The sequence below is a fragment of the Thalassotalea psychrophila genome, assembly GCF_031583595.1.
GTDB lineage: Bacteria > Pseudomonadota > Gammaproteobacteria > Enterobacterales > Alteromonadaceae > Thalassotalea_A > Thalassotalea_A psychrophila.
Genome location: NZ_CP134145.1, coordinates 3,613,537 through 3,629,987 on the forward strand (window position 1 = coordinate 3,613,537; position 16,451 = coordinate 3,629,987).

Below are 16,451 nucleotides of genomic sequence, written 5' to 3' on the forward strand. Positions count from 1 at the left end.
TTGTTTACAGTTTAGTGCTATTTAAGTACTAATTTCAGCAGTTCATCACCGGTTAAAAACATTCTCATTATGCCAACAGCAGAAAACAGCAATGCAAAAGGTTTTAGCTTAGCCTTAACAACAGCAATAATGTGGGGGTTACTGCCTTTAGCCCTTACCAGTGTTTTACAATTAATGGATTCATATACCATCACTTGGTATCGATTCTTTTTTGCCGCCATCATTGTGTCTTTTATGCTTTTTAGTAAGAAAAAGATCCCTATGTCTATTTTTAAAGACAAAAGTTTATTTAAACGTTTGTTTTTTGCTTCAATATTTTTATCTCTAAATTATATATTATATTTATCGGCATTGTATTTTGTACCCGCAGAAACTGCTGGAATGCTAATACAAATGGCACCATTTATGATGCTAGTTGGAAGTATCATATTTTTGAAGGAATCATTTTCTAAAGGGCAAATGGTCGGTTCAATAGTACTAATATCAGGACTATTACTATTCTTTAACCAACAATTTACCAATGCAGGGTCTATCAGCAATGATGATTTCCTGATGGGATTTATTATTATGCTGGGAGCGTCAATAACTTGGGCAACATACGCTATATTACAAAAGAAGATGTTAAATCATTTTAGTTCTAATCAAATTATGTGGTTTATCTATTTGTTTGCTAGCCTATTCTTTTTACCCGTGGCTACACCTGCAGACGTGGGCTCGCTAAATTTAATTGCTTTTTTATTATTATTCTTTTGTTGTGCTAATACATTGATTGCATACGGCACTTTTGCCGAGTCACTTGAGTATTGGCCCGCATCAAAAGTGAGTGCAATATTAGCCATTACCCCATTACTTACGGTTCTATTTGCAACCATTGCGGAGCACTTTTGGCCAAGTATGTTTCAAGCACAGTCTTTAAATGGTTTAGCCTATGTTGGCGCATGTGTCGTAGTTGTGGGTTCTATGCTTACTGCACTAGGTAATAAAATACTTACCAAAGAAAACTTTAGAGCGTTAAAACGCGTTTTAAGATTGTACTAGCTTGAAATAAACTAGGGTCAGAGTCAGGTAAATTACTAACTCAGCCTTTATTTAATTAAAACAAAAAAGCCTGCATGAAGCAGGCTCTTAGAAACTTGACTCTGACCCTAGTTTTTTAGTTTGCGTAATCACTGTAAATAGGGTTTGAATTTAACGCTTTTTGTGACCCTTTAAGTGAGAAGTTATAACCACATAAACCAAAATTACCACGTCTTGCCAATGATCTAACAACTAATGCTGTATCTAAAGGGGAAAAGTTGGCGTAATAACTGCCAGAGTCTTCAACCACAACATTGATTGTTCTTATTTTATCACCATTATTAAATTCAATAACTTCACAACTATCATCGCCTTTTGCACTTGCTTGTGACCAAATTTCAGCATCACGAATCACATCAGCTTGCCAATGCACTATTAGACCTTCATTTTGATCTAGTAGTAAATAAAACTCATCCGGCATTGCTAATAACTGCTGACGTTGAGTGATAAAGTTTACCGTCTTAGTTGCTTGTTGTTCAGCAGCTTGCGCATCTTTGTCTTCAGTAAACGCTGTGTTTATAAAGGGTAGACTAGTGATAATTGCACTAGCAAATAAAATGAAGACTGCAGCAGCGCCAGCAACTTTTTGATTTGCTAATAACCACTTATTTATCAGTAAAGCTAAATCGTTGCTTGCTTGCCTTGCTGGCTGTTTAGCTGGCTGTTCGATGGATTCTGGCTCGGCTTTTGGTGTATAAAAGCTCAACTCATCATCTTGATCGTTTGTCACACCGAACAAACTTGGTTCTATTCGATTTGATAATGGTTTTCGCTCTACTTTTACAGGTTCTGAAAGTTCGCTTAAATCGACAGGACCACAATAACCCATAACGTACACTTGTGGAGTAAATGAAGGTAACGAAAACAAGTACAAACTCGCCATTACGGGCAAGATTAATAACACATAACTGGTGGCCGACGGGATTAAGATGATCAGTAAAAATGATAAAAATATCACAATACTAGAGAGCCATGCAGCACCAGAACGTTTATGGCTATCTCTACAGCGACGTATCCCAGCAGCAAAATATACAAGGGTTATTAATACTAAAAGAATTAGCTTAGCGGCAAGAGAAGATAAAATAACTCCGTTAAATAAAAAGAAAACCGCCAGGCAACAGATGCTGATAGCAAAGTACCGCTCTGAATTATCTAAACCTTTGAAACAAAAAAGAGATTTTATTAACTGCACTTACTGAATGCCTTTGGATATTGTTTTTTTAACTGATTTAAACATACTACAGGAGAGTTATGGATAGCTCAAACCAAGAATAAACAACAAGCCAGAGTAATAACTCTGGCTTGTATATAAAGGTGACAGCAGATTTATTTGCGGAACATTCCGCCAGGGCCGCCCATTCCACCCATACCGCCACCGCCCATACCGCCTGGTGGCATCATGCCCTGCATTGAGCGCATCATTTTTTTCATGCCCCCCTTGCCAGACATTTTCTTCATCATTTTTTGCATTTGGGTAAATTGCTTAAGCAGCTTGTTAACATCTTGAATTTGCGTACCAGAGCCCGCTGCAATTCTGCGCTTACGTGAGCCTTTAATTACATCAGGTCGTTCTCGTTCGCCAGGTGTCATCGAATTAATAATAGCTTCCATTCGAATGGTAACTTTATCATCCATTTGACCTTTAACTTGCTCAGACATATTACCCATACCCGGTAATTTATCCATCATGCCCATCATGCCGCCCATGCTTTTCATTTGAACAAGTTGATCACGAAAATCTTCTAAACTAAAACCTTTACCACTTTTAACTTTTTTAGCTAATTGCTCGGCTTTTTTCTTATCTACTTTTTGCTCTACTTCTTCGATGAGTGATAACACATCACCCATACCAAGAATTCGGGATGCAACTCTGTCAGGATGGAACGGTTCTAAGGCATCAGTTTTTTCACCAACACCCATAAATTTGATTGGTTTGCCAGTAATATGGCGAATAGATAATGCTGCCCCACCGCGAGCATCACCATCGGTTTTCGTTAAGATGACACCTGTTAAAGGTAAAGCATCGTTAAATGCTTTTGCCGTATTGGCAGCATCTTGACCAGTCATGGCATCAACAACGAATAACGTTTCTACTGGATTGATGTTGGTATGTAATTGTTTAATTTCATCCATCATCTCGCCGTCTACATGTAAACGACCGGCAGTATCGACGATAACGACATCACAAAATTGTTTTTTTGCATGCTCAATTGCGCTATTGGCAATCGCGTTCGGTTTTTGAGAAATATCACTTGGGAAAAAATCAACCTCAACTTCACTCGCTAACGTTTCAAGTTGTTTTATGGCAGCGGGACGATAAACATCAGCGCTTACTACCAATACTTTTTTCTTTTCACGTTCTTTTAAAAACTTTGCAAGCTTGGCTACAGAGGTGGTTTTACCCGCACCTTGTAAACCAGCCATTAAGATAACAGCCGGTGGTGTGGCTTTTAAGTCGAGGGCTTCATTTGCTTGCCCCATTGCCGATTCAAGTTCAGTGCGAACAATTTTAACGAAAATTTGCCCAGGAGATAAACTTTTAGATACCTCTTGGCCAACAGCTCTTTCTTTTACATTGGCGATAAATTCACGGATAACCGGTAAAGCTACGTCAGCTTCTAGTAGAGCCATGCGTACTTCGCGCAAGGTTTCTTTAATGTTGTCTTCGGTAAGACGACCACGACCACTGATATTCTTCAGGGTTTTGGATAAACGATCGGAGAGATTCTCAAACATAGTCTAATTACTTTAAATAGTGATAAATCGATATAATGTTGGCTATTATACCCGCACTATTAATAAGCGAAAGCATAAAATCAACAAACCTGTAAGTTGTGTAGTTAAAAGCGTTAGTTTTTCAAAAAACTAGGGTACAATTACTTAATAGTTATAAAAATATTATTTTCAACCGTATAGAAGTACTTTATGGATATTATCACGCTATTAGCAATTAATTTATTAGAATTAACCAATGAGGCAAGTCCTTGGTTGTTACTTGGTTTAATCATAGCCGGGTTGATGAAGTCTTTTGTACCTACGCAAATTTTGAGTAAACATTTAGGCGAAGGAAAGCTCGCCATTGTAAAAGCGGCATTTATTGGTGCCCCACTGCCACTTTGCTCTTGCGGCGTAATTCCTGTGGCCACGCAGCTTAAACGCTCTGGAGCTTCATCACCTGCTACATCAGCATTTTTAGTTGCAACACCAGAAACAGGTGTTGATTCTGTTTCAGTATCCTACGCCTTGCTTGGCCCAATTATGGCGATGTATCGTCCATTTGCAGCAATTTTATCCGCTATATTTACCGGTTTTTTAGTCAGTACGAGTAAAGCAGAAGTAATGGCTGAAACTGATGAAGTTAAATCTTGTTGTACAAGTACTGAGCCGCAGCAAAGCAATGAACAAGAGGCAACGACTAGTTGTTGTGCGTCAAAGACTGCCCCTAAGTCGGATTCAATACTTACAAAATCAATTCAGGGGATTAAATATGGTTTTACCCAGTTAATTGATGATCTAATTATTTGGCTATTTATTGGTTTACTGTTTGCAACATTAGTTCGCACCTTTTTACCAGCAGAGTTTTTATTAAGTTATGGTAGTGGTTTAATTGCCATGCTGATCATGATTGCCATTTCTATACCAATGTACATTTGCGCTACAGCTTCTACACCTATAGCTGCCGGCTTTATACTAGCGGGATTATCTCCCGGCACAGCGTTGGTATTTATGATGGCAGGACCAGCCACTAACATTTCCACTCTAGGGGTAATAAAAAAAGAAATGGGTGGTAGCGTGTTAATACGTTATTTATTAGGAATATCTATTTCAGCAATTAGTTTTGGCTATGGTTTAGACCTTGTTTTAGTTGCTTTTAACATTAGTATTACCGAACAAATGAGCCATAGTCACGAAATGTTGCCTAACTGGTTTGCCCTAAGTTGCACCATTTTATTAGTAAGCATGGCAATTAAGCCATTGCGCCGCTTATTCATTAAATAATATTAGCTATAGAACTTGGTATTTTGTTACTATCTTCAATAAGATAATAAACAATACCTTTTATATTAAATATAAAAAACACATCAGGAGTAAACGGTGGATTTAGTCAGTATTCTCACCATTGCCGTTATCACATTATATGTGGCCGCAGCTTTAGCTGTTTTATCAAAGTTATTTGACACAACAGGTCCGAACCCAAAAGTTTACTTAGCTCTTGGTTGTATGGCTGTTGTTGGACATAGTTTATTATTGTCAAAAAATATCTTTTTTCACGACAATGTGGATTTTAGCTTAATTAATGTTATTTCTTTAGTCGCATTTATTATTTCATTTTCGGTTACATTAATTTCTATTCGCTTTAAAGCCAATTTGATTTTACCTGTGGTGTATGCCTTTTCAGCGATATTACATACAGTTTTGTTTTTTGTCCCTGAAAATCAGCATCTAGTGATTGATCCAACTAAAATCCCTTTAGTAATACATATAACTTTGGCGCTATTGTCTTATGGTATTTTAGTGATCGCGACTTTATATGCTTTCCAGGTAAGCTACATAAACTATAAATTGAAATCTAAAAATATTAGTGCGGTAAATCATTTACCACCTTTAATGCAAGTTGAAGGGCAATTATTCGCAATCATGTTTGCAGGAATAATTTGTTTAATGCTGTCACAAGCAGTGGGGTTAGTGTTTATCGATAGCTTTTTTGCACCAGAATCAGTGCACAAAACACTTTTGTCATTATTTGCTTTAGCTATTTATCTAATAATTATGCGCGGTCATTATAAAATGGGCTGGCGTGGCAATAAGGTATTGGTATTGTCTGTTATAGCAACATCATTGTTAACATTGTCGTACTTTGGCAGCAGATTTGTAAAAGAGTTTCTCTTATCTTAAAAGTTAAGGTATAAGTATATTGTGAAGTAATAAAAAATATTACCTCTACTAGTTTTAGCAACATAGGGCCCCATTTTTGGACAACATATCTACAAGTATGCTTTTTAGCATACTCGGTGTACTCGTTTTACTCTCCGCTTATTTTTCTAGCTCAGAAACAGGCATGATGTCGATTAACAGATATCGTCTTCGCCATTTAGAGCAAAAGAAACATAAAGGCGCAAAACGGGTTAGCAAGTTATTAGCAAGACCGGATCGATTAATCGGATTGATTTTAATCGGTAATAACTTAGTCAATATCGCTGCATCTGCAATAGCGACTATAATTGGCATGCGCTTATTTGGTGATGTAGGTGTTTTATACGCCACGATTATATTGACCCTTGTAATTCTTATATTTGCTGAAGTTACGCCAAAAACGTTAGCGGCGTTATATCCTGAGAAAGTGGCCTTCCCAAGCTCAATAATATTAAAATTGCTGCTGAAGTTAATGTACCCATTTGTGGTGGCATTAAATTGGATCACCAATGGAATACTGATTTTACTTCGCATTAGTCCAGAGCAGCGTGAAGAACACAGCTTAAGCTCTGAGGAGTTGCGTACTGTAGTAAATGAGTCTAGCGCCCTATTGCCTACTCGCGATCAAGATATGCTGGTAAGCATTCTCGACTTAGAAAAAGTAACAGTTGAAGACATCATGATCCCGCGCAGTGAAATTCAAGGTATTGATATTAATGACCCTTGGAAAGATATTCAAAAGCAATTAACTCACGCTAATCATACGCGGGTAATTTTATACCGAGACAGCATTGATGATGTTGTTGGTTATGTTCATATGCGTGACGCAGTAAAAATGCTTTCAAAAAGCCAGTTTACGAAAGCAACTTTATTACGTGCAGTAAGAGAAATGTACTTTATTCCTGAAGGTACTCAACTTAATGTACAACTACTGAAGTTCCAGCATGCAAAAGAGCGCTTAGGTTTAGTTGTTGACGAGTATGGTGACATTCAAGGTTTAGTAACTTTAGAAGATATCTTGGAAGAAATTGTTGGTGACTTTACTACCACAATGGAGCCTGCACCAAGTGATGAAGTTACCGCTCAACCAGATGGAAGTTTCCTAGTTGATGGCACAGCTAACGTTAGAGACATTAACAAAGAAATGGACTGGAATTTACCTATCGATGGGCCAAAAACCCTCAATGGTGTGATACTTGAATATCTAGAAGAATTTCCAGAGCCAAACATCAGTATGCGTATTGCCGGTTATCCAATGGAGATAATCGCTGTAAATGACAACATGATCAAATCAGTAAGGATCATGCCAGAGCATTATCAAATCAGCTCTGAATAACTCACCAATTCGTTTTTATTAAAGCTGCATGTGCAGCTTTTTTTTGCTTTAGTATTTCTAACAAAGAATCTGGTATGACCTCTTGTAAATCAAATATGAATAGAATAGATTAGATTATCTTTTTGTTTTCTAAGTTTTATATGACTGATACCTATGATTTTATAATTATTGGCGGTGGCTCTGCTGGTTGTATTTTAGCCAACCGACTCAGTGAATGCGGTAAATACACAGTCTGCCTAATAGAGCCAGGCGGAAATAATGATAATGCTCTGGTAAACATTCCTATTGGTACAGCAGCCTTAATGCGCTTAAACAAGTTCAACTTCTGCTTTGAATCAACCCCGCAGCCTCAACAAAATGACCGAACTATTTATAACCCTAGAGGGAAAGGTTTAGGTGGTAGTAGTGCAATAAATGCAATGCTATATACCCGTGGTCAACGTGAAGACTACGATGATTGGGCTAAACTAGGAAATACCGGCTGGACTTATGATGATGTACTACCTTACTTTATTAATACCGAATCGCAAGAACGTATAGTAGACAAATACCATGGCCAAGAAGGTGGTTTAAATGTTGCTGACTCACGTTCTTCACACCCCATAGGCGCTGACTTTATTCAAGCTGGTATTAATGCCGGTTATCCATTCAATCCCGATTTTAATGGTGCCAAGCAAAATGGTGTTGGTTATTATCAAACCACCCAAAAAGACGGTCTGCGCTTTAGCGCCGCAAAAGCATTTTTATCACCAATAACAACTCGAAAAAATCTAACAGTGTTAACCCATAGTAAAGTTTCTAAAATTCTCATTAAGGAGAAAATAGCCTATGGCATTCAATACCAAAAACAAAATAGTTTATTAACCCTAAAAGCGAATAAAGAAGTTATTTTATCCGCCGGTGCAATTCATAGCCCGCAATTACTCATGTTAAGCGGTATTGGTGATAAGGAAGAGCTTGAACATTTAAATATTAATGTAGAACACGATTTAAAAGGAGTTGGTAAGAATCTGCAAGACCATGTGGATGCAATTATTGTTAATCGCCATAAAAGAGAAAACTTAATTAGCCTACAGCCTAGACCTTTTATTAATTTAGCAAAACAAACCATACGCTTTTACAAACACAGAACCGGCACGATGACATCGAGTTTAGTTGAATCAGGCGGCTTCACTGCTTTAAATGGTGATGCAAATTCCAGAGCAGATATTCAATGGCAATTAATTGCTGGTGCTATGGATGATCATGGCCGTAATATTAAAATGTTTTTTGAACAAGGCTTATCAATGCACGTCTGTTTATTACGTCCTAAAAGTAGAGGAAGCGTCACTTTAAAAGACAATGATATCGATAGTACACCGTTAATAAATAGCAACTTACTAAGTGATCAGGATGACATTAAAGATATGGTTAAAGCTGTGCGACTAACCCGTGAATTAATGTCGACCCCACCCCTGAATAAAAATAACAGGGGTGAAATATTTCCAGGTGAAACAGTACAAACTGATGAGCAAATCATTGAATTTTTAAAATCAAAATCGAATAATATTTATCATCCGGTTGGTACTTGTAAAATGGGCAAGGATTCTATGGCAGTGGTGAATGAACGGCTGCAAGTGCATGGGGTAGAAAGGTTAAGAGTAGCTGACGGCTCTATTATGCCAACTATTGTCAGTGCGAACACCAACGCCCCATGTATTATGATTGGTGCTAAGGCGGCAGATATGATTTTGCGGGATAATAAATGAAGTGCTAAGGAATTAGGACTGTATATAAAAAAGGGTAGCTTGCGCTACCCTTTCATTTACTAATGACTTAATAAAACATTAAGCGCCATAACCAGCTGCTGTCTAGTTCATCTTGGCAACTCTTTAACTGACCACCGTAAATTTTTGCTCTTGAATCAACTTTACGAGCAACTTTAACTAACCATGCTTTTTGGTTGTAGGTTTTGCGTTTAAAACCGCCCCAACCTTCGTGATAGTTTAAATATTGGCTGTAAGTATCCCATTTTGAAACACCATTCACTTTTTGAGTTTTAGAAATAAACCAACCCATAAAGTCAATTGCATCGTCAAAATCATCACGATCGGCGCCATCATTATCTGATTCACGCATGTAATCATCCCAAGTAAGTGTTTTAGCCTGTGAGAAGCCATATGCACTACTTACTCGTCCCCAAGGAATAAAGCCAAACAAATAATCTCTTGGCGGTAAAGCGTCGGCTCTAAACGAGCTTTCTTGATACATCATACTCATAGGTACATGAATTGGCACCCCCCAACGATCATTCATGTCTTTAGCTCCTTCATACCAACTATGGTGTTCACGAAAAATTTCACAAATATTTTCAGGGTTTTCAGGAGGAGGTGTTGTACAACCACTAAGTTGCAATATAGTGATTATAACAATTAACGGTTTAAATAAGGTCAGCGCAGTATTTTTATTCATAACGACTCAAAAGATGCTGTTTTCTCTAGTTTGACAGAAAATAAAAACTTTTTTAATTTATTTTAGACTTTTATGAACTTTTTTATTTTTCAATGCTCATACAATAGTAGTTTTATTTCTCCTTAGTTTTATTTTAAGCACATAACCTTGGTTACGTGCTTTTTTTTTGTTCATGGAAGAACTATATGCAGAAATGCCATGGACCACTCATTCACATCCATGTGATCGTGGCATTCATTACATCCTGTAAATCATGGCGTATTTTCTGTTTTGTTCACGGAAGAACTATATGCAGAAATGCCCGGGAGGGCATATTTCTGTTTTTGGCCTGAATAAGTTATATTTATTTTTGTGTATCGATTAAAAGAATAAAAAGGAAGCTCTATGGCTGGTACTAGCTTAATAGCATTAATAGATAAAATTGCAGTAGCCCTGGATGACGTCGCATTAATGACAAAAGTAGCGGCTAAAAAAACCGCTGGTGTTTTGGGTGATGACTTAGCTTTAAATGCTCAGCAAGTTCAAGGCGTAAGAGCTGACAGGGAACTCCCTGTAGTGTGGGCGGTAGCGAAAGGCTCATTTATTAATAAACTCATTCTCGTTCCTTCTGCTTTGCTGATCAGCGCATTTATTCCATGGTTAATTACCCCGCTGTTAATGATTGGTGGATTATATCTTTGCTTTGAAGGTGTTGAAAAAATAGCTCATTCATTATTCACCAGTAAAGATGACAAAGAAACTGAACATCAGCTTGATATACAAGCATTATCTGATCCAAAAATTGATATGCTGGAGTTTGAAAAAGAGAAAATAAAAGGTGCAATTAAAACCGATTTCATTTTATCGGCCGAGATCATAGTAATTGCCTTAGGTACTGTTCAAAACAAAAGTATATTAGAGCAAACCAGTGTTGTTTCTTTAATCGCGTTAATCATGACAATTGGTGTTTATGGTTTAGTTGCAGGTATTGTTAAGCTTGATGATTTAGGCCTGCATTTACTCAAACAACCTGTTCAAAACTTCTGGGGAAAAGTTAAACAAATTACCGGTAAAGGCCTGCTAAGTTTTGCACCAAAGTTAATGAAAATTTTAGCCATTGTTGGTACCGCAGCAATGTTTTTAGTGGGTGGTGGCATTATTGTTCATGGCCTCCCTATTGCTCACCATTTTCTAGAGCGAATAGAGTCAAGTTTCAATCTTGCCGTGCTGTCATTGTTAATTCCCCCTGTATTTAACGCAACGGTAGGGATCATTTGTGGTGTAATCACATTAACTATTGTATTAGGAGTCAGTAAAATTTTTCGCAGTAAACAATAAGCTAGCTTTATAACATTCGCCATTGGCAACACTTAATTACCCTATAAGTCTAGTAAGTAACTTTTTGCTCATTTAGATTGTCAAATGACGATTAAATTAGCCACTATTAGATAAGCGAGACATTTTATGAAGTTTTTTTTACTACTCCCTATAACAATATTTTTATTCTCATGTGACTGGGTTGATTCAAAAGTTGAGGAACAAATAAAAACAGCGAAAACGGCTATTGAAGAGACTTCTCAAGCAACGGTAAAAGAAATTAAAACTACTTTAGCTGACACTGAAATAGTTTTACAAGAAAACCTAAAAAAGGCAGAAGACTCTATCGAGAAATCTTTAACTAAAGCAGAGACAGAAGTAACTAAAAGTATTGAGAAAAACAAAACTAAATTTGCTGATGAATTATCTGATACAAAGGCACAGTTGGAAGAACGTGAGAGAAAAACTGAAGAGGCTATTAAGCCGAGTGAATAATACTAACTCCATCAAATAAAAAAGCAGAGATAGCTGTTCCCCTAACTCTGCTTTTATTCAACACTGTCTTATTCAGGCTTATTCAGAGATGTACTCAACAATCTCTAAACCAAAACCAGATAATGAATGATATTTAGTTTGTGAACTCAATAAACGCATTTTATGCACGCCTAAATTCGCTAAAATCTGTGAACCAACACCGACGTTGCGAGAGCCAACATGTTTAGTAACTTCATCAACTTCAATACCTTGGTCTTGCTTGGCATATTTTTCAACTTGTTGAATAAGCTGCTGTGGCGATTCATGTTTACCAAGAAGCACTAGTACCCCACCTTCTTTACCAATTTTTTCTAAGGCATTACCGATTGGCCAGTTATTTTTGCTATCTCGAGTAGAAAATAACAAGTCACGGAAAGTATTTTCTAAATGTACACGAACCAAAGTTGGCTGATCAGATTTGATCTCACCTTTGGTAAGAGCAAAGTGCGTTTGACCGTCAATGGTGTCGGTAAATGATACTAAATCGAATTCACCAAACTGAGTTGGTAATTTACACTCACTAACACGGGTAATAGTGGTTTCGGTGGCATTTCGATATTCAATTAAATCGGCAATAGTGCCCATTTTAACATCGTGTTTTTCAGCAATTAATTCTAAATCCGGACGACGCGCCATAGTGCCATCTTCATTTAAAATTTCAACAATAACGGCTGCAGGCTCACAACCAGCCATGCGAGCTAAATCAACTCCAGCTTCAGTATGACCAGCGCGATTAAGTACGCCGCCATCTTTGGCAATTAATGGAAAAATATGACCTGGTTGAACAATTGAGCGATGGTCGGCATCTTTATCACATGCAGCTAACACTGTAGTTGCACGATCGGCTGCAGAAATACCAGTAGTAACACCACGAGCCGCTTCAATAGACACTGTAAAATTGGTAGTAAATTGTGCGTCGTTTTTATCAACCATTAATGGCAACTTTAACGTTTCACATTTCTCACGTGACATAGGCATACAAATTAAGCCTCGGCCATGAGTCGCCATAAAGTTGATTGCATCAGGCGTAACTTTTTCAGCCGCCATGATAAAATCACCTTCATTTTCACGATCTTCATCATCCATCAAGATAACCATTTTACCAAGTGCAATATCGTTGATAATTTCTTGTGGTGTATTTAATTTCATTCTTTATTAACCTTTTATAAAACCGCTACGCAATAGCAGTTCTTTGCTTATGCCAGTGTTAGCCGGTGCTGTACTTTCTTGCTCTTGGCAAAATAATAATCGTTCAATATAACGAGCAATTAAATCTACTTCTAGATTAACCACTTGCCCTACTTGGTATGTACTAATAATAGTTTGTTCTGTGGTATGCGGCACAATAGTTAAACGAAAACGGTTATTTTCAATTGAGTTAACCGTTAAGCTAATACCATCAACGGTTATTGAACCTTTCTCTGCCACATACTGTTTTAATGAGTCAGCTAACTCAATCCAATACTCAATTGAATTCCCGACATGTTTAATTGAAATAATTTTACCAGTACCATCAACATGGCCACTAACCATATGACCACCAAAGCGTGTAGTTGGTAACATAGCTTTTTCGAGATTCACTTTAGTGCCAGAGCCATAATTGGCAAAGCCGGTGCGAGTTAGTGTTTCAGTCGATACATCAGCACTGTAACTTGCGCCATCGAAATCTACTACAGTTAAACAAATGCCATTAGTGGCAATGGAGTCACCAAGCTTTACATCAGCTAAATCTAGGTTACCGCTGGCAATTACTACTCTTGCGCCAGAAGCGTTTAAGTTAATTGCTTTTACTTGGCCAATGGCCTCTACAATCCCGGTAAACATTAATTTTAACCTTCAGTGAAATTTATTTATTAACAGTCGCAGTGATTTTAATATCAGCGCCTATCATTCGTACATCTTCGATGCTTAATTGTATCGCATCTTGTAAATGAGTTAATTGCTCAATATCAAACAAGCCTTGAGAGTTTTCACCCATCAATTTTGGCGCTTGATATAATACCAGTTCATCAACTAAGGCTTGTGCTAAAAATGCTCCTGCCAAGCGAGCGCCACTCTCAACCCATAAGGTATTTAAACCAAGTTCTGCAAGTTTACTTATTAAATCAGTTAGATCAGCTTTACCTGATCGCTCTTTAACTTGTATCTGTTTAACAAAGTGCGGCCATTGTTGGCCATTTTCAAGTTTTGTGCGAACTAAAATTATAGGAGATTTTTGATCGAATAAAGCTAATGTTGGTGTTAAGCGATTTTGGCTATCAATTATAACCCGAACAGGCTGCCTAACATCAGTTTCTTTTAGGTCATTTGCAATAAAACCTAGCTCGTTATAACGCACATTCAATTTGGCATTATCAATAATAACGGTATCTGCACCGCTTATGATCGCACAACTTTTCGCGCGATAACGTTGTACATCTTGGCGAGCTTCCTTACCTGTGATCCATTTGCTTTCGCCATTTGCCATCGCAGTTTTACCATCTAGGCTTGAGGCCATTTTACAACGTACAAGTGGCTTGTCAGTACTCATGAGTTTAATAAAGCCTGGATTCAAACCTTTCGCCGCACTTTCTAGAACTGCAACTTCAGTGGTTATACCTGCATTTTCTAACATGGTAATACCGCGACCAGAGACTAACGGATTAGGATCTTGCATACCGATCACAACATGTTTAACACCAGCAGTAATTAACCCTTTTGCACATGGAGGCGTTCGGCCAAAATGGCTACATGGCTCTAATGTAACAAAGGCAGTAGCATCTTTTGCTTTATCGCCAGCTTGCTTTAAGGCATTAACTTCTGCATGCCCTTCACCAGCTTTTTGATGCCAACCTTCACCAATAACTTCACCATCTTTAACTAAGACACAACCAACGGCTGGGTTAGGTGATGTTGTATACTCACCTTTTTTAGCCAGAGCAATGGCTCTAAGCATGTAATGCTCATTTAATTGTTGCCTTTTGGCCTTAGATATTTGCGGCGTTTGCATGTAACGTAATCCTATTCGTCATCGCCTAAACGAGCAATTTCTTCACCAAATTCGCGAATATCTTCAAAAGATCGATATACTGAAGCAAAGCGCACATAAGCGACTTTATCAAGTGACTTAAGAACATCCATAATAAGATTGCCTAGCATTTCGCTTGAAATTTCACGCTCTCCTGTAGCTCTCAACTGCGACTTTAATTTGTTAATCGCTAATTCGGTGCTTTCGGTGCTTACAGGACGTTTTTCTAATGCTCTAAGTAAACCGTTACGTAATTTATCTTCATTAAACGGTTCTCTGGAGCCATCGCGTTTGATGATCCTTGGCATGACTAGTTCAGCAGACTCAAAAGTAGTATATCGCTCTTTACAATCTAAACATTCTCGACGACGCCTTACTTGATGGCCGTCAGAAACGAGCCTTGAATCAATCACTTTAGTATCTGTTGCTGAACAAAATGGACAATACATAAAATTCCTAGAATTTTTATTAAATTAAACAAAAAAGCCGCATATAGCGGCTATTTTAATCTAATTTTCAGTAATTTACTAAATGATTATGCGTAAACAGGAAAACGAGAACAAAGCTCGATCACATTCTTACGAACAGTAGTAATTGTATCTTCATTAGATAAATCATCAAGAATGTCACAAATCCAACCAGTTAATGCTGCGGTTTCTGCTGCGCCAAAACCACGACGAGATATAGCAGGAGTACCTAAACGTAGACCAGAGGTAACAAAAGGAGAACGCGGGTCATTTGGAACCGAGTTTTTGTTTACGGTGATATAAGCTCTACCAAGAGCAGCATCAGCATCTTTACCGGTAATGTCTTTATCAATTAAGTCTAATAAAAATAAGTGGTTTTCAGTACCGTTGGATACTACTTTATAACCGCGTTCTTGTAATACCGTAACCATTGTTTTGGCATTATCTAAAACTTTTTGTTGATATTCTTTAAACTCTGGCTGCAATGCTTCTTTAAATGCAACCGCTTTAGCCGCAATAATGTGCATTAATGGGCCACCTTGGCCACCTGGGAAAACTGCTGAGTTTAATTTTTTCTCAATAGCTTCGTCATTACAACCAGAAATAATTAAACCACCACGAGGGCCCGCTAAAGTTTTATGTGTTGTTGTAGTAACAACGTGTGCATGCGGTACAGGGTTAGGATATAAGCCCGCAGCAATAAGACCTGCAACATGAGCCATATCAACCATAAAGTAGGCATCTACTTTGTCAGCGATTTCACGCATTCTTGCCCAATCAACAATACCAGAAAATGCAGAAAAACCACCGATAATCATTTCAGGCTTGTGTTCTAACGCTAAACGTTCAAGTTCTTCGTAGTCAATATCGCCAGTTTCTGGGTTAAGGCCATATTGAAATGCTTCGTAAGATTTACCAGAAAAATTAACATGTGAACCATGAGTTAAGTGACCACCATGAGCTAAGCTCATGCCTAACACTTTTCCGCCAGGTTTAACTAGTGCTTGAAATACCGCAGCGTTTGCCTGTGAACCAGCATGTGGCTGTACGTTTGCATAAGTTGCGCCAAACAACTCTTTAGCACGGTCGATGGCTAATTGCTCAGCAATATCAACGTATTCACAACCACCGTAATAACGCTTCCCAGGGTAACCTTCAGCGTATTTATTTGTTAATTGAGAACCTTGAGCTTCAAGAACGCGCGGGCTACAATAGTTTTCAGAAGCAATTAATTCAATGTGCTCTTCTTGACGAACAACTTCATTACTCATTGCTTGATATAATTCAGGATCAAAATCAGCAATATTCATATTACGTTTAAGCATTGGTTTTCCTCAGTCAACATTTATGTACTAGCGATACTAGTTAG

The 16,451-nt window shown here is 37.8% G+C and carries 16 protein-coding genes; 8 read left to right on the forward strand and 8 right to left on the reverse strand.

Going from position 1 to position 16,451, the window contains the following annotated elements; genetic code table 11:
* The first annotated feature begins 69 nt into the window (after nucleotides 1–69).
* Nucleotides 70–1,038, forward strand: coding sequence for a DMT family transporter (locus tag RGQ13_RS14820; RefSeq protein WP_348390521.1), 969 nt, complete (start codon nucleotides 70–72; stop codon nucleotides 1,036–1,038).
* 115 nt (nucleotides 1,039–1,153) lie between these two features.
* On the opposite strand, the gene RGQ13_RS14825 is transcribed toward RGQ13_RS14820, so the two are convergent.
* The gene (locus RGQ13_RS14825) at nucleotides 1,154–1,945 is read right to left on the reverse strand and encodes a hypothetical protein (protein WP_348390522.1); all 792 of its coding nucleotides are present in this window, start codon (nucleotides 1,943–1,945) and stop codon (nucleotides 1,154–1,156) included.
* Between the two features lie 61 nt (nucleotides 1,946–2,006).
* Here RGQ13_RS14825 and RGQ13_RS14830 point away from each other — a divergent pair, with 61 nt between their 5' ends.
* Nucleotides 2,007–2,276, forward strand: coding sequence for a hypothetical protein (locus tag RGQ13_RS14830; RefSeq protein ID WP_348390523.1), 270 nt, complete (start codon nucleotides 2,007–2,009; stop codon nucleotides 2,274–2,276).
* A gap of 127 nt (nucleotides 2,277–2,403) precedes the next feature.
* Here RGQ13_RS14830 and ffh read toward each other — a convergent pair whose 3' ends face one another.
* The gene (ffh, locus tag RGQ13_RS14835; RefSeq protein WP_348390524.1) at nucleotides 2,404–3,813 is read right to left on the reverse strand and encodes a signal recognition particle protein; all 1,410 of its coding nucleotides are present in this window, start codon (nucleotides 3,811–3,813) and stop codon (nucleotides 2,404–2,406) included.
* 189 nt (nucleotides 3,814–4,002) lie between these two features.
* Between ffh and RGQ13_RS14840 the strand changes: the two genes are divergently transcribed.
* From RGQ13_RS14840 to RGQ13_RS14855, 4 genes are all read left to right on the forward strand, one after another.
* Nucleotides 4,003–5,076, forward strand: a complete 1,074-nt coding sequence (locus RGQ13_RS14840; RefSeq protein ID WP_348390525.1) for an SO_0444 family Cu/Zn efflux transporter — start codon at nucleotides 4,003–4,005, stop codon at nucleotides 5,074–5,076.
* Between the two features lie 96 nt (nucleotides 5,077–5,172).
* The gene (locus tag RGQ13_RS14845; protein ID WP_348390526.1) at nucleotides 5,173–5,973 is read left to right on the forward strand and encodes a cytochrome C assembly family protein; all 801 of its coding nucleotides are present in this window, start codon (nucleotides 5,173–5,175) and stop codon (nucleotides 5,971–5,973) included.
* A 76-nt stretch (nucleotides 5,974–6,049) separates the two neighbouring features.
* Nucleotides 6,050–7,327: an HlyC/CorC family transporter gene (locus RGQ13_RS14850; protein WP_348390527.1), complete on the forward strand. Its 1,278-nt coding sequence runs from the start codon at nucleotides 6,050–6,052 to the stop codon at nucleotides 7,325–7,327.
* A gap of 140 nt (nucleotides 7,328–7,467) precedes the next feature.
* The gene (locus RGQ13_RS14855) at nucleotides 7,468–9,075 is read left to right on the forward strand and encodes a GMC family oxidoreductase (protein ID WP_348390528.1); all 1,608 of its coding nucleotides are present in this window, start codon (nucleotides 7,468–7,470) and stop codon (nucleotides 9,073–9,075) included.
* A gap of 67 nt (nucleotides 9,076–9,142) precedes the next feature.
* On the opposite strand, the gene RGQ13_RS14860 is transcribed toward RGQ13_RS14855, so the two are convergent.
* On the reverse strand, nucleotides 9,143–9,778 hold the full coding sequence (locus tag RGQ13_RS14860; protein WP_348390529.1) for a transglycosylase SLT domain-containing protein: 636 nt from the start codon (nucleotides 9,776–9,778) through the stop codon (nucleotides 9,143–9,145).
* Nucleotides 9,779–10,162: 384 nt separating this feature from the next.
* Here RGQ13_RS14860 and RGQ13_RS14865 point away from each other — a divergent pair, with 384 nt between their 5' ends.
* A complete protein-coding gene (locus RGQ13_RS14865) occupies nucleotides 10,163–11,095 on the forward strand; it encodes a DUF808 domain-containing protein (RefSeq protein WP_348390530.1) in 933 nt (310 codons plus the stop codon).
* Nucleotides 11,096–11,221: 126 nt separating this feature from the next.
* Nucleotides 11,222–11,569 carry a hypothetical protein gene (locus RGQ13_RS14870; protein ID WP_348390531.1) on the forward strand — a complete coding sequence of 116 codons (348 nt, stop codon included), beginning with the start codon at nucleotides 11,222–11,224 and terminating at the stop codon, nucleotides 11,567–11,569.
* 78 nt (nucleotides 11,570–11,647) lie between these two features.
* Here the strand turns inward: RGQ13_RS14870 and ribBA are convergent, their stop codons facing one another.
* The 5 genes from ribBA to glyA all read right to left on the reverse strand — a co-directional run bounded on the left by ribBA (nucleotide 11,648) and on the right by glyA (nucleotide 16,407).
* On the reverse strand, nucleotides 11,648–12,757 hold the full coding sequence (gene ribBA, locus RGQ13_RS14875; protein WP_348390532.1) for a bifunctional 3,4-dihydroxy-2-butanone-4-phosphate synthase/GTP cyclohydrolase II: 1,110 nt from the start codon (nucleotides 12,755–12,757) through the stop codon (nucleotides 11,648–11,650).
* A 6-nt stretch (nucleotides 12,758–12,763) separates the two neighbouring features.
* Nucleotides 12,764–13,432, reverse strand: coding sequence for a riboflavin synthase (locus RGQ13_RS14880; RefSeq protein WP_348390533.1), 669 nt, complete (start codon nucleotides 13,430–13,432; stop codon nucleotides 12,764–12,766).
* Between the two features lie 22 nt (nucleotides 13,433–13,454).
* Nucleotides 13,455–14,597, reverse strand: a complete 1,143-nt coding sequence (gene ribD, locus RGQ13_RS14885) for a bifunctional diaminohydroxyphosphoribosylaminopyrimidine deaminase/5-amino-6-(5-phosphoribosylamino)uracil reductase RibD (RefSeq protein ID WP_348390534.1) — start codon at nucleotides 14,595–14,597, stop codon at nucleotides 13,455–13,457.
* 11 nt (nucleotides 14,598–14,608) lie between these two features.
* The gene (gene nrdR, locus RGQ13_RS14890; RefSeq protein WP_348390535.1) at nucleotides 14,609–15,064 is read right to left on the reverse strand and encodes a transcriptional regulator NrdR; all 456 of its coding nucleotides are present in this window, start codon (nucleotides 15,062–15,064) and stop codon (nucleotides 14,609–14,611) included.
* Between the two features lie 86 nt (nucleotides 15,065–15,150).
* Nucleotides 15,151–16,407, reverse strand: coding sequence for a serine hydroxymethyltransferase (gene glyA / locus RGQ13_RS14895; RefSeq protein ID WP_348390536.1), 1,257 nt, complete (start codon nucleotides 16,405–16,407; stop codon nucleotides 15,151–15,153).
* Nucleotides 16,408–16,451 lie beyond the last annotated feature (44 nt).